This is a genomic window from Geomesophilobacter sediminis (assembly GCF_016458275.1).
Classification (GTDB): domain Bacteria; phylum Desulfobacterota; class Desulfuromonadia; order Geobacterales; family Geobacteraceae; genus Geomesophilobacter; species Geomesophilobacter sediminis.
In genome coordinates, this window is the sequence record NZ_JAEMHM010000006.1 from 235,146 (window position 1) to 247,392 (window position 12,247).

General features: G+C 61.5%; 14 protein-coding genes. 9 read left to right on the plus strand and 5 right to left on the minus strand.

Features of this window, described 5'->3' with window-relative positions:
• Positions 1-32: 32 nt before the first annotated feature.
• From JFN93_RS09020 to JFN93_RS09030, 3 genes are read right to left on the minus strand one after another with little or no spacing between them, the layout of a single operon-like run.
• Positions 33-860, minus strand: a complete 828-nt coding sequence (locus tag JFN93_RS09020; RefSeq protein WP_199383730.1) for a flagellar motor protein MotB — start codon at positions 858-860, stop codon at positions 33-35.
• The gene (locus JFN93_RS09025) at positions 861-1,628 is read right to left on the minus strand and encodes a flagellar motor protein (RefSeq protein WP_199383731.1); all 768 of its coding nucleotides are present in this window, start codon (positions 1,626-1,628) and stop codon (positions 861-863) included.
• A gap of 20 nt (positions 1,629-1,648) precedes the next feature.
• Complete coding sequence (locus JFN93_RS09030) at positions 1,649-1,906, minus strand: flagellar FlbD family protein (protein WP_199383732.1); 258 nt, start codon at positions 1,904-1,906, stop codon at positions 1,649-1,651.
• 421 nt (positions 1,907-2,327) lie between these two features.
• Between JFN93_RS09030 and JFN93_RS09035 the strand changes: the two genes are divergently transcribed.
• The gene (locus JFN93_RS09035) at positions 2,328-2,735 is read left to right on the plus strand and encodes a flagellar protein FlaG (RefSeq protein WP_199383733.1); all 408 of its coding nucleotides are present in this window, start codon (positions 2,328-2,330) and stop codon (positions 2,733-2,735) included.
• 297 nt (positions 2,736-3,032) lie between these two features.
• Here JFN93_RS09035 and JFN93_RS09040 read toward each other — a convergent pair whose 3' ends face one another.
• Positions 3,033-3,911: an EamA family transporter gene (locus JFN93_RS09040; RefSeq protein WP_199383734.1), complete on the minus strand. Its 879-nt coding sequence runs from the start codon at positions 3,909-3,911 to the stop codon at positions 3,033-3,035.
• Positions 3,912-4,037: 126 nt separating this feature from the next.
• On the opposite strand from JFN93_RS09040, the gene JFN93_RS09045 reads away from it, so the two are divergent.
• Positions 4,038-4,742: a cytidylate kinase-like family protein gene (locus tag JFN93_RS09045; RefSeq protein WP_199383735.1), complete on the plus strand. Its 705-nt coding sequence runs from the start codon at positions 4,038-4,040 to the stop codon at positions 4,740-4,742.
• A 211-nt stretch (positions 4,743-4,953) separates the two neighbouring features.
• Here the strand turns inward: JFN93_RS09045 and JFN93_RS09050 are convergent, their stop codons facing one another.
• Positions 4,954-5,763, minus strand: coding sequence for a metallophosphoesterase (locus JFN93_RS09050; protein WP_199383736.1), 810 nt, complete (start codon positions 5,761-5,763; stop codon positions 4,954-4,956).
• A 106-nt stretch (positions 5,764-5,869) separates the two neighbouring features.
• On the opposite strand from JFN93_RS09050, the gene JFN93_RS09055 reads away from it, so the two are divergent.
• The 7 genes from JFN93_RS09055 to prmC all read left to right on the plus strand — a co-directional run bounded on the left by JFN93_RS09055 (position 5,870) and on the right by prmC (position 12,229).
• A complete protein-coding gene (locus JFN93_RS09055; RefSeq protein WP_199383737.1) occupies positions 5,870-6,283 on the plus strand; it encodes a peptide chain release factor family protein in 414 nt (137 codons plus the stop codon).
• Between the two features lie 330 nt (positions 6,284-6,613).
• Positions 6,614-7,861, plus strand: coding sequence for a transcription termination factor Rho (rho, locus tag JFN93_RS09060; RefSeq protein WP_199383738.1), 1,248 nt, complete (start codon positions 6,614-6,616; stop codon positions 7,859-7,861).
• 100 nt (positions 7,862-7,961) lie between these two features.
• Positions 7,962-8,168: a 50S ribosomal protein L31 gene (rpmE, locus tag JFN93_RS09065; RefSeq protein WP_199383739.1), complete on the plus strand. Its 207-nt coding sequence runs from the start codon at positions 7,962-7,964 to the stop codon at positions 8,166-8,168.
• A 105-nt stretch (positions 8,169-8,273) separates the two neighbouring features.
• Positions 8,274-8,963, plus strand: a complete 690-nt coding sequence (gene thyX / locus JFN93_RS09070; RefSeq protein WP_199383740.1) for an FAD-dependent thymidylate synthase — start codon at positions 8,274-8,276, stop codon at positions 8,961-8,963.
• 169 nt (positions 8,964-9,132) lie between these two features.
• On the plus strand, positions 9,133-10,038 hold the full coding sequence (locus JFN93_RS09075; RefSeq protein ID WP_199383741.1) for a DUF1385 domain-containing protein: 906 nt from the start codon (positions 9,133-9,135) through the stop codon (positions 10,036-10,038).
• 151 nt (positions 10,039-10,189) lie between these two features.
• A complete protein-coding gene (gene prfA / locus JFN93_RS09080) occupies positions 10,190-11,260 on the plus strand; it encodes a peptide chain release factor 1 (protein WP_199383742.1) in 1,071 nt (356 codons plus the stop codon).
• A gap of 108 nt (positions 11,261-11,368) precedes the next feature.
• The gene (prmC, locus tag JFN93_RS09085; protein WP_199383743.1) at positions 11,369-12,229 is read left to right on the plus strand and encodes a peptide chain release factor N(5)-glutamine methyltransferase; all 861 of its coding nucleotides are present in this window, start codon (positions 11,369-11,371) and stop codon (positions 12,227-12,229) included.
• The last annotated feature ends 18 nt before the right edge of the window (positions 12,230-12,247 follow it).

Consider the following 12,247-nt stretch of genomic DNA (forward strand, 5'->3'; position numbering starts at 1 on the left):
AAAGCCGGTCCGCTTGCGCCGACCGGCTTCTTCTATTCTTTCTTGGGCTCGGGGGTGATCGGCCCGCTGCCCAACGGTGCGCTTACCGGCCGCATTGCCGTCGGTTCCCGTCGCTCCTCCTGCTCGGAGAGGAGCACGATGTCCACGCGCCGGTTCTTTTTCCGCCCCTCCGCGCTGTCGTTGTCGGCGATGGGGCGGTATTCCCCGTAACCGGCGGCGGAAAGATGGTCCGGCTCGAAATCCTCTTTCATCATGTAGCGCAGCACGTTGGTGGCGCGTGCCGTGGAAAGCTCCCAGTTGGAAGGGAAGGCCGAGGTGCTGATGGGGATGTTGTCGGTATGCCCCTCCACCCGGATGTCATTGGAATACTCGGACAGGGATTCGATGACGTCCTTGAGCAGCGTGACCGCGGAGGGTTTGATGGTGGCGCTTCCCGAGTCGAAGAAGCCTCCTTCCTTCAGGCTCACCACGAGACCGCGTTGATTCTGGGAGACGCTCACCTTGTCCTGGGCGCCGCTTTTGATCAGGAACGCCTCGAGCGAGGCCTTGGTGAGCTTGAATTCCTTGGTGGACCCACGGGTCTTGCCGCGCCGCATGGGGGTGGAGGTGGCCTTGCTGGGGGCCTGGGGGATCAGGTTCATCGCCCCGGACTCGATGACGCTCGGGGTGGGGGCCGAGGACTGCGTGAACCCGAAGGAGTCGCGCATCGACGCCATGACTTCCTCGATCTTCTTCTTGTCCGTCTGGCTCATCGCGTACAGGGTGACGAACACGGCGAAGAGAAGCGTGATGAAGTCCGCGTAGGAGACCAGCCACCGCTCGTGGTTAGGTTCCTTCTCGTGCTCCTTTTTTCTGGCCATCTATTTGCCCTTCTTTTCGCCGCTGTCGCCGTGCACGTAGGCCCGAAGTTTCTGCTCGATGAAGTGCGGGTTCTCACCGTTTTGGATGGCGATGAGACCCTCGATCACCATCTCCTTCTGCAGCAGTTCCTCTTTCAGCCGGTGCTTGAGCTTGGAGCCGAACGGGAGACAGAAGATGTTGGCGGTCATGAGACCGTAGATGGTGGCGACGAAGGCGACCGCGATGCCGCCGCCCAGCTTGGACGGGTCGGAGAGGTTGCTCATGACGTGAATGAGACCGAGTACGGCGCCGATAATACCGATGGTCGGGGCGAAGCCGCCGGCGGCCTCGAAAACCTCGGCGCTCCCTTTGCCGTGCGATTCGAAGGAGGAAAGCTCGATCTCCATCGTTTCCCGCAGTTTTTGCGGGTCGATGCCGTCGACGACCAGCGAGATCCCCTTCTTGGTGAAGGAGTCCTTGACCGTCTGGGCTTCCTGTTCCAGGGAGATGAGACCGTTACGGCGGGCCTTGGCGGCGTAGTTGATGATGTTCTTGATCACCCCTTCCGGGTCGTCCTTGGGGGGCATGAAAACCCGCCCGACGTCCTTGAACGCCTTCAGGATGACCGGGAGCGGAAAGCTGACGAAGGTCGCGCCGAAGGTGCCGCCGAGAACGATCATCGCCGCGGTCGGCTGAATCAGCGCCCCGATGTGGAGGCCTTCCAGGAGCGCGCCGCCGAAAACGGCACCGACCCCCATTACAATTCCGATTATGGTTGCTAAATCCATGGTGGCTCGCTTGAGTTAAGTTACGGTTTGCTCGCGGGGAGGTACCGGCTCGGGGTCGTCTTCCCCAGGTACTTCTTTGTCGGGGGAGTCGCGGCGCGCCTCAGGATGCGGGCCCGGTAGGCGACGATCCGGTCGATCACTACGCAGGCGGGCTCCCGAAAGAGGTAGTTCTTGCCGTTGGAGAGGGTGACGTGGGTGTCCGGCGTCTCTTCCAGGATCTCGATGTGGTCGGGGTTCAGGAAGATCTCTGCCCCGTCCAGTTTGGTCAGCTTGATCATAGGCACCTGCCTTGGATGATTGGGTAGCTGTTAGTTGTCTTCGGCAGCAGCTTGCGAAATCTTTAGCGGGTAATTGGAGAAATGCCGAAAAAATCAGGACCCTCGCCACGGTGCGACACGCCGCGCCAAGGGTGAGCAAAGATGGTCCCCGGTATTGGTAAGCAAGGATTGAGCCTTCTTTACTGCCTGTCGGGAAAGGCTAATAAAAACAGTTGCCTGTAGAACCGGTGGCGGGGCGCGGACCGTTTTGTGCCCACCGTTGGACCGGCCGGTCCGGGCTGCCGGAGTCAACTTTTTGAAGCTGCCCGATGAAAAAAAATAGCGTGTGGGGGAAGCTTGATTTTTTTTTGCTAAAGTTTCGCCCGGAAGCGCCGAAAAGTGGAACCATGAGAGGCAGTAGAAGGACTTAGGAGGAAACGCCATGGCCCTTGAAGCAATCAGTGGATCGCCCGCTGCATACGTTCCCGCCCCGGGAACGCAGCACAATTCGGCAACGGCGCCGACCCCCACCGCTACCGACGCGGGCATCAAGAAGCAGGCACAGGAATCGATAAAGCTCCAGCTCGCGACCAAGGTACAGGACGCGACGCAGGTAAAAAAAGCTGCAACGGTGGAAGATCGCGTCAAGGAAGCCACCCAGGCGCTCAACGATTTCATGAAGCACTACGGGATCAAGCTGCAGTTCGATATCGACGACAAGCAGACGATCGTGAAGGTGCTGAACCAGCAGACCGGTGACGTGATCCGGCAGATCCCTTCGGAAGAGGCAATCCGCATCTCGAAGGCGCTGGATACCCTCCAGGGATTGATCATTCAAAAGAAGGTCTGATACCTCTCATCCCAGGACGAAATCTGTACAAACAGCAGCGTCGGCCCCATGCCGGCGCTGCTGTTTGCGTTTTCGGAGGTAAGGCTATCTCCTGCTACGAGCGACTTTCCGGCCGCGACGACCTTTACTGGGGGAGCGCCTTTCCAGGCGCGATCCGCCGAAGGCGGTGACAGCGGGTTTCGATCAATCGCGACAGGCATGTCGCTCCTGCACGGTAAGCCGGCGCCGCTCCCCTCTATCCATTTGTCAAACTTTTGAAAACTGCCCGCCCCTTTCTGCGGTCATTATTTTGACGACTTATCCTTCCCACACGATCAGCAGCACGCCAATCAGCATCAGGATGGTTGCCAGCATCCGTCCCGTGGTTCCTTCCTCGTGGAAAAGGAGCCGACCGTACAGCACTCCGAAGAGGAGACTCGTTCTTTTTACCGCGATCATGTAGGCGACGTTGGCGACGTTGATGGCGTAGACGTGGCTGAGCGCCTGGACCAGGTAGCAAAGGGAGGGGAGGACGGTGGCCCGTACCGTGCCGTTTCGCCCCATTTCCCGGATCTCCCGGCGCCCTTTCCACAATGCCACCGGGGTCACGATCACCGCCAAAAGCGGCAGGTAGACGGCGGCAAAGAAGAGCGGAGAGGAGGCGGCGATGGCGCGTTTGCCGAGGACGGACGTGACGCTGTAGATCACGGCGACCGCCAGCATGCAGAGCGAGCCCCGGTCGGAGAGCAGGGCGCGGATCGGGGTCAGCCACCCCTGCCGGGCCTGGGGGAGATGCAGCAGGTAGCTCCCCGCCGCGACCAGGAGCACCCCCGCCGCACCGGTGGGGGAGATGGTTTCCCCAAGGATGAGAGACGGCACCACCAGGAGGAATACCGGGGTGAGGGAAAGCAGCGGAAGCGTCAGGCTCAGCGGGGAGAGCTTGAGCGCCTTGGTATAGAGAAACAGGGCGACCGTCTCCAGGGGGAGCGCCCAGAGGGTGCTCGGCAGGAATTCCGGCGCCAGGGGAGGGACATCGACGAATAGAAGCAGGGCGAGCAGAAACGGCAGGGCGGGGAGCGTCCTGGCCCAGGTGACCAGGTACTCGTTGCGACCGGAGAGGGCCTTCTTGAGCAGCGCGTCACTGGTCGCGAGCATGAAGGCGGAGAAAAGGGTAAGGGGAACCCAGAACCAGAGCATCTGCCAATCTTACCCGGCGGGGCGATCATTTGCAGCAGTTCACATTAGCCGGGGTTGACTCTGTTGCAAAAGCGGGCTTAATTAGTTCTTCAGGCAGGTGATTATCATCCTGAGGGGGGCCGGGAGATGGGAGAGAGCAATCTGATCGCGTCGGTGGAGAAGAGGCTGGAAACCCTGATCGAGATCAACCGGAGAAACCTGCGCGAGCACGGCATTACCAAGGGAGACCGGATCTTTCCGACGGTGACCCTGACCCGGGAGTACGGCTGTGCCGGTTTCCCCGTCGCGCAGCGGCTTCAGGAGATCATGGAAAAGCGGAGCGGGCTCCCCTGGCTGGTGATGGACAAGGAGCTTTTCCGGGCCGCAGCCGAGAACCATCACGTTTCGGAGGAGGTTTTCAGCAACCTCGGCGTGAAGCATCGGTTTTTGGATGAGGCGCTCTCCACCTTTTCGCCGCGTTGGAAAAGCGACAAGGATTACTACCGGCTGCTGGTGCGCCAGATCGCGGCGCTGGCCCAGGAGGGCAACGTGATCCTGGTCGGCCGCGGCGCCGCCGGGCTCACCCAGGAACTCGGCAACTGCTTCCACTTCCGGATCGTTGCGCCGCTATCCTACCGGATCGCGGCCATTTCCAGCCGCCACGGCGTTGATGCCGAGGAGGCGGAACGGATGGCGATCAAGCATCAGCGCCAGCGGGAGGCCTTCATCGCCGACTTCCTCGGGCGCGATCTTGCCGACCCGACGCTGTATCACCTGGTGTTCAATAACGCCCGGGTCACCGTGGACCGGATGGCGCAGATCATCGCCGATTTCGTCACCGGCGGGCAGTAGCTCGCAGCGTTCGGGATCGTCGGGTGCGACGGGGGCGGCGTCCATTGGGGGCGGCCCACCCTGCGGGAGCGCCATTCCTCGCGATCCGCCGCAGGCGGTAACCAGCCTTTGCCGGTTCAATCGCGCCTGGACAGTTTTCCCCACCGCGGGGGGGCGGCGACTTCGGCGTTTGATGCTCTCTGGGATTTCGGCAGGATCTTGCGGGGCGGTTTCACGAGGCGACCAGGGTGACCAGGGTCACCTCGGGGGGGATGTTCCAGCGTACCGGGAGCCAGCTCTCGCCGAGCCCGGCGTTTACCACCAGCGCGGACGTGCCGTGGCGGAAGAATCCGTAGTCCCAGCGGGGGAAAAAGCCGAGCTTGGGAACATAGACGGCGCGCAGGCCGGGAAGGCGGATCTGGCCCCCGTGGGTGTGACCGGCCAGCACGAGGTCCACCGAGGCCGCCGCCGCGCGCGGAAAGATATGGGGGGAATGGGCCAAAAGCAGCCGCCGCTCCCCGGAGGGGATGCCGGCCAGCGCGTGATTCAGCCGGTCCTTGCCGGTCACCGGGTCGTCCACCCCGGTGATCCACAACCGTGCCCCGTCCCGTTCCAGGCAAACCCCCTGGTTGGAGAGGACCCGGGCACCCGCTTCCTCCAGTGCCTGCTTGATACGCATGCCGATGCCGTGGTCGTGGCCGCTTTCCCCCCAGTCGTGGTTCCCCGAAACCGAGAAAACCGGCACCCGCGCAAGCCCCTGCACCAGGTCCAGGGCCGGGGTGAGCCGGTAGCGCGGTCCCAGCACCAGGTCGCCGGTGAAGACGACGAGGTCGAACGGCTCCCGGGCGAGGAGCTCCAGGAGTGCCTTCCCGCCCGCTTCGAATTCCTTGTCGTGCAGATCGCTCAATTGCAGGATGGTGAACCCGTCGAAAGCCGCCGGCAATCCCGCGACCGGGACCCGGTAGCGGACGATGCGTACGGAATAACGTTCGCGGTCCAGATAGGCGGAGATCAGCATTGCCGGTCGTTTCGCTGTCGTCATGGGGGCCACCTCCGAGTCGTGAATTATAACCAAGGAAATGCCGGAGACAGCAGACGCCGGTTGAATCCTCTTTCCTTGTCCGGGTGGTTCGGGTTACAAGGGAGCTATGGTCGATTTTTCGGTAAGCGCAGAGAAGAACCGGTGGCTCAAGGAGCGGATGGAAGCGCTCGGGGTGCGGGATCAGGACCTGGAGGAGCATTTCGTACATGCCTCGGGGCGCGGGGGGCAGCACGTCAACAAGGGCTCTTCCTGCGTCTACCTCAAGCACCTTCCCACCGGTATCGAGGTGAAGTGCATGGAATCGCGCAGCCAGTCGCTGAACCGCTTCCTGGCCCGGCGCTACCTCCTCGAAAAGCTGGAAGCGGCTTCCGGCGCGCCCACCAAAAAGGACTTGGCCGTCGAAAAGCTCAGGCGGCAGAAGGCCCGGCGCAAACGGCGCAGCGGTACCAAATATGCCGCTCCGGCCGAGGGGAGCGTGCCGGTGGAAAGGGATCCTGTCACAGAAAATGATCTGGAATGACACAGAGGAAAGCGCTATGATGCTTGGTAGGCGTGCAAAAACAGCGGGTTACAAGAGTTTGGTCAGCGTAAAAAAATATTGACAAGGCACAAGAGTCAAGAGTATAAATTTCCAATATCCTCAATATTACCTTTGCAACTGCCTCTGCTCCTTTTCATACCGGATCCGTACCGACACACCCAGCACCCTAAATCCAGGTCATACAACCAAAGCGCCCATCCGCTATAGATAGTCCAGATTGTCCATACCCACTCCATCCATGGAAGATTTCTCAAACCCCATCCACGCTTGACCCTTACCCCTACACCTGCGTCAATGCCAGGAGAACAGATGAACTTACAGGAACTCAAAGAAAAGAAGATTAACGATCTGACAGCTATCGCCAAGGGTCTAAACATAGAGGGTGCGTCCAGTCTGCGCAAACAGGATCTGATCTTCGCGATCCTGAACGCCCAGACCGAGAAGAACGGCATGATCTTCGGGGAGGGGGTTCTGGAGACCCTTCCGGATGGCTTCGGTTTCCTTCGGGCGCCGGACTACAACTACCTGCCGGGGCCGGACGACATCTACGTCTCCCCGTCGCAGATCCGCCGTTTCAACCTGCACACCGGTGACACCGTCGCCGGGCAGATCCGTCCTCCGAAGGAGGGGGAGCGCTACTTCGCCCTGCTCAAGGTCGAGACCGTCAACCACGAGTCTCCCGACGTGGCCCGCGAAAAGATCCTCTTCGACAACCTGACTCCGCTCTACCCCGAGGAAAAGCTCAAGCTGGAGACCGCTCCGGACAACATGTCCACCCGCGTGATGGAGCTGATCGCTCCGATCGGCAAGGGGCAGAGGGGGCTCATCGTCGCGCCGCCGCGTACCGGCAAGACGATGCTGATCCAGAACATCGCCAACTCGATCGCCGAAAACCATCCGGAAGTCTTCCTCATCGTTCTGCTCATCGACGAGCGTCCCGAGGAGGTCACCGACATGCAGCGCTCGGTCAAGGGTGAGGTCGTCTCCTCCACCTTCGACGAGCCCGCCTCCCGTCACATCCAGGTGGCCGAGATGGTCATCGAGAAAGCCAAGCGCCTCGTGGAGCACAAGCGCGACGTCGTGATCCTGCTCGACTCGATCACCCGTCTGGCCCGCGCCTACAACACGGTCATTCCCCCCTCCGGCAAGATCCTCTCCGGCGGTGTCGACTCCAACGCGCTGCACAAGCCGAAGCGCTTCTTCGGAGCGGCCCGCAACATCGAGGAAGGAGGCTCGCTCACCATCATCGCCACCGCGCTGGTCGACACCGGCAGCAAGATGGACGAGGTCATCTTCGAAGAGTTCAAGGGTACCGGCAACATGGAGCTTCACCTCGACCGCAAGCTGGTCGAGAAGCGGACCTTCCCGGCGATCGACATCAACAAGTCCGGGACCCGTAAAGAGGAGCTCTTGATCGACAAGTCGGCCCTGAACCGGATCTGGATCCTGCGCAAGGTGCTCCACCCGATGAACGTGGTCGACTCCATGGAGTTCCTGATCTCCAAGCTCACTGGGACCAAGACCAACCAGGAGTTCCTGGACTCGATGAGCAAGTAGAAAAAAGGGTTGAAATAGTATCGCCAAAATGTTATTGGTGAATACTTTCTGGCTGATCACATGCCAAAGGTAAACGGGCGCGCCCCGCGAGGAGGAAGATATGAGAGAAGGGATTCACCCCAAGTACAACGAGATCACCGTTAAGTGCCTCTGCGGCAATACGTTCCAGACCCGGTCCACCAAGGCGGAGATCTCCACCGAAATTTGCTCGGCTTGCCACCCGTTCTACACCGGCAAGCAGAAGCTGATCGACACCGCCGGCCGCGTCGAGCGCTTCCGCAAGCGGTACAACCTGGAATCGAAATAGCGATTCTCATGACCGAGCATCCGTTCGAGGGGATTTTGTCTATGGCGAAATCCCCTTGTTTCGTTTTTTCATGATTCACGCAGTACCCCCGCTCGAAGGTTCTTCATGAACGTCGCTCTGCTGCAACACACCCCCGAACCAGAACAGACCATCGCGCTCGCCGCCCGCCTCTGCTATTCGAAGGTCGACATCGAAGCGCTCAAGGAACGGATCACCGGCGCGGACATCAAGTCCTTCCTCGACAAGATCATGTCGCTGGGGCACCAGTCGGTGCTGGAGCACGCCAGCTTCACCTTCGGGATCGAAGGGATTTCCCGGGTGACCACCCACCAGTTGGTCCGGCACCGGGTCGCCTCGTATTCCCAGCAGTCCCAGCGTTACGTATCCCATACCGAGCAGTTCGATGTGGTGACGCCGCCGTCGATCGCCGCAAACCCCGAGCACGCCAAGGTGTTCGGGGCCCAGATCGCCGCGGTTCACGCGGCCTACGCCGCGCTGGTCGAGGCGGGGGTGCCGGCGGAAGACGCCCGCTACCTGCTTCCCAACGCGACCCACACCAAGATCATCGTCACCATGAACGCGCGCGAGCTTTTGCATTTCTTCGGGGTGCGCTGCTGCGAGCGGGCCCAGTGGGAAATCCGGGCGATGGCGATCGAGATGCTGAAACTGGTCCGCCCGGTGGCGCCGACCGTTTTCGGTTCGGCCGGTCCGGGATGCCTCAGCGGCCCGTGCCCGGAAGGGGCGATGTGCTGCGGAAAGATGGCGGACGTGAGGGAGTTCTTCCGGAAGCTGTAACGGAGCTATTGCCTGGTTCCTTTCCGGGCCCTCCCCTTCACGGGGCGGACGGAGGGGGATGAGGTTTTTCGGGGGTGACGAAGCCCATCCCCACCCCGACTCTCCCCTCGATGGGGAGGGAGGTCGTTCGCAGGTTTCGTTTCAGTGGTGAGCAGTACCAGAGGTGAGCATGTCCAAGATCAACATCGGCGGTCAGGCGGTTCTTGAAGGGGTCATGATGCGGGCACCGCGTTCCCTGGCCATTGCCGTCAGGCGTCCCGACGGCGAGATTTCGGTGAAAAGCGAGACCGTGATCCCGCTTTCCGAGCGGTTCCCGGTCGTGAAACTCCCCATCGTGCGTGGCGCGGTGGCGCTTTTCAGTTCGCTCATCATCGGCATCAAGGCGCTCAACTTCTCCGCCAACGAGGCGATCGCCGAGGGCGAGGAGAAGGAGGAGCTGAGCTCCATGGCGATCGGCGGCACCATGGCGGTCGCCTTCGGGGCCGGCATCCTGCTGTTTTTCATTCTCCCCCTGTACCTGACCAAGCTGCTGGTCCCGATCATCGGGCAGTCCAACCTGGTATTCAACCTGGTGGACGGCGTGATCCGGGTGACCGTCTTCCTCGTCTACATAACCGCCATCTCCCGGATGAAGGACATCCAGCGGGTCTTCCAGTATCACGGGGCGGAGCACAAATCGATCTTCACCTTCGAGGCGGGGGAGGAACTGACCGTCGAGAACGTGCGGAAGTACAGCTGCCTGCACCCGCGCTGCGGGACCAGTTTCCTGCTCATCGTCATGCTGGTGAGCATCCTGATCTTCTCGCTGATCCCGAAACTGTGGCCGTTTTATTTCAAGGCCGGGGCGCGCATCCTGCTCCTGCCGATCATCGCCGGCGTCTCGTACGAGGTGCTGAAGTGGAGCGCGAAGCACGACGGCAACCCGCTGGTGAAGCTGGTGATCGCCCCCGGGCTTGCCCTGCAGCGGCTGACCACCCGGGAGCCGGACGACAGCCAGATCGAGGTCGCGATCCGCTCGATGAATACCGCCCTGGAGCTCAACGGCGGGCACAAGGACGACCGGCTGGTCGTTTAGCAGTGAGCAAAGAGCAATGAACCGGTTTGTGCCTGTTCGCAGCTAGTTTGAATGACTATTAAGTACAGGGTGTGGGAGTGGGGAAAGGGTGATCGAGCAGACGAGACTGCTCAGTGCTCTTGGCTCACTGCTCATGGCCCGCGGAGTTTGGATGTTTGAAAAAATTGCAGATCTGGAGCGGCGGTTCGAGGAACTGGAGTCGCTCTTGGCCGATCCCGAGGTGCTGGCCAACCAGCAGGAATTCCGCAAGCTCTCCAAGGAGCATTCCGGCCTCACCGAGCTGATCGCCGCCTTCCGCGAATACAAGAAGGTCCTCTCCGACATCGAGGACAACCAGGAACTGCTGAAAGAGCCGGACCAGGAGATGCGCGAGATGGCCCAGGCGGAACTCGAGGACCTGGCGGAGCGTCGCGAGAAGCTGGAAGCCGAGATCAAGGTGCTGCTCCTGCCCAAGGACCCCAACGACGACAAGAGCGTCGTTTTGGAGATCCGCGCCGGAACCGGCGGGGACGAGTCGGCCCTTTTTGCCGGCGACCTTTTCCGCATGTACAACCGTTTCGCCGAGACCAACCGCTGGCGCGTCGAGATGATCTCCTGCTCCGAGTCGGAGAAGGGGGGGTACAAGGAGGTCGTTGCGCTCATCGAGGGGACGGGGGTCTTCGCCAAGCTCAAGTACGAGTCGGGGACCCACCGGGTCCAGCGCGTTCCGGAGACCGAAGCGCAGGGGCGGATCCACACCAGTGCCGCCACGGTCGCGGTCCTTCCCGAAGCGGAAGACGTTGACGTCGACATCAACCCGGCGGACCTGAAGATCGACGTCTACCGTTCCTCGGGGGCCGGCGGCCAGCACGTCAACACCACCGACTCTGCGGTCCGGATCACCCACCTCCCGACCGGCACCGTGGTTGCCTGCCAGGAAGAGCGGAGCCAGATCAAAAACCGCGCGAAGGCGATGAAGGTTCTGAAGTCCAAGATCCTCGACACCATCGTGACCGAGCAGAACGCGAAGCTGGCAGCGGACCGGAAGAGCCAGGTCGGCAGCGGCGACCGGAGCGAGCGGATCCGTACCTACAACTTCCCGCAGGGAAGGATGACCGACCACCGGATCGGGCTGACCCTGTACCGCCTCGATGCCATCATGGCCGGCGACATCAACGAGATCACCGAGGCCCTGCGCACCCACTACCAGATGGAAGCGCTCCAGGCGCAGAGCGAAGCTTAGAAACCGGGGCTAGGAACTGGGGGCTAGGGGCTAGGGAATCGAAATCACAGGACACTTGCCCAAAGCGTCCCCTCTCCTTCAAGGAGAGGGACAGGGTGAGGATGGGGTTTGCCGTTGGAACGATGGGACGTGCTCAAGGTCCTGAACTGGACCAAGGGATACCTTGCTGAAAAAGGGGTGGAAAACGCCCGTTTGGAAGCGGAGTGGATGCTGTGCGAGGTCCTTTCCCTGGACCGGGTCGGGCTCTACTGCAACTTCGACAAGCCCCTGTCCGACGCCGAGCTCACCGCTTACCGCTCCATGGTGGCCCGCCGGGCCAAGCGCGAACCGCTCCAGTACATTCTCGGCACCCAGGAGTTCATGGGGCTCGAGTTTCGGGTCACCCCGAGCGTCCTGATCCCGCGCTACGACACCGAAGTACTGGTGAACGAGGCGGTGCAGCGGGCGCCGAAGACGGGCGCCATCCTGGATATCGGAACCGGCAGCGGCTGCGTTGCCATATCCCTGGCGCACCTTCTTCCCGAAGCGAGGGTCACCACTGTCGATGTTTCCCCGGGAGCGATCGAGGTCGCCCGGGAAAACGCGGAGAAAAACGGTGCGACCGTGGAATTTTGCGAAGGATCGCTCTTTGCTCCTTGCGCCGGCCGTCGCTTCGACATGATCGTTTCCAATCCGCCGTACATCCGCAAGGACGAACTGGCCACCCTGCAACCCGAGGTCCGCGATTTCGAACCGATGGGAGCACTGGATGGGGGGGCGGACGGCCTTGATTTCTACCGCACCATCGTAGCCCAGGCGCCTGCGCACCTGGTCGATGGCGGATGGCTTCTTTTCGAGGTGGGTGCCGGACAGGCACCTGACGTGCTCGGCCTGCTCCAAAAGGGCGGTTTCGGTGATTCATCGTTCACCGCGGCCGACCCTGCGGGAATCGACCGCGTCGTCGGAGCCCGGCTCGGGCGCGCCTCCTAGCCGCGACGCGGCGCTAAA

What these genes read in the sequence shown, in the direction of transcription:
- JFN93_RS09035 (WP_199383733.1), top strand. Translation starts at nt 2,328, where the DNA reads ATGGCCCTTGAAGCAATCAGTGGATCGCCCGCTGCATACGTTCCCGCC.
- thyX (WP_199383740.1), top strand. Translation starts at nt 8,274, where the DNA reads ATGAACGTCGCTCTGCTGCAACACACCCCCGAACCAGAACAGACCATC.
- rho (WP_199383738.1), top strand. Translation starts at nt 6,614, where the DNA reads ATGAACTTACAGGAACTCAAAGAAAAGAAGATTAACGATCTGACAGCT.
- JFN93_RS09040 (WP_199383734.1), bottom strand. Translation starts at nt 3,911, where the DNA reads ATGCTCTGGTTCTGGGTTCCCCTTACCCTTTTCTCCGCCTTCATGCTC.
- JFN93_RS09045 (WP_199383735.1), top strand. Translation starts at nt 4,038, where the DNA reads ATGGGAGAGAGCAATCTGATCGCGTCGGTGGAGAAGAGGCTGGAAACC.
- rpmE (WP_199383739.1), top strand. Translation starts at nt 7,962, where the DNA reads ATGAGAGAAGGGATTCACCCCAAGTACAACGAGATCACCGTTAAGTGC.
- JFN93_RS09055 (WP_199383737.1), top strand. Translation starts at nt 5,870, where the DNA reads ATGGTCGATTTTTCGGTAAGCGCAGAGAAGAACCGGTGGCTCAAGGAG.
- JFN93_RS09050 (WP_199383736.1), bottom strand. Translation starts at nt 5,763, where the DNA reads ATGACGACAGCGAAACGACCGGCAATGCTGATCTCCGCCTATCTGGAC.
- prfA (WP_199383742.1), top strand. Translation starts at nt 10,190, where the DNA reads ATGTTTGAAAAAATTGCAGATCTGGAGCGGCGGTTCGAGGAACTGGAG.
- JFN93_RS09025 (WP_199383731.1), bottom strand. Translation starts at nt 1,628, where the DNA reads ATGGATTTAGCAACCATAATCGGAATTGTAATGGGGGTCGGTGCCGTT.
- JFN93_RS09020 (WP_199383730.1), bottom strand. Translation starts at nt 860, where the DNA reads ATGGCCAGAAAAAAGGAGCACGAGAAGGAACCTAACCACGAGCGGTGG.
- JFN93_RS09030 (WP_199383732.1), bottom strand. Translation starts at nt 1,906, where the DNA reads ATGATCAAGCTGACCAAACTGGACGGGGCAGAGATCTTCCTGAACCCC.
- JFN93_RS09075 (WP_199383741.1), top strand. Translation starts at nt 9,133, where the DNA reads ATGTCCAAGATCAACATCGGCGGTCAGGCGGTTCTTGAAGGGGTCATG.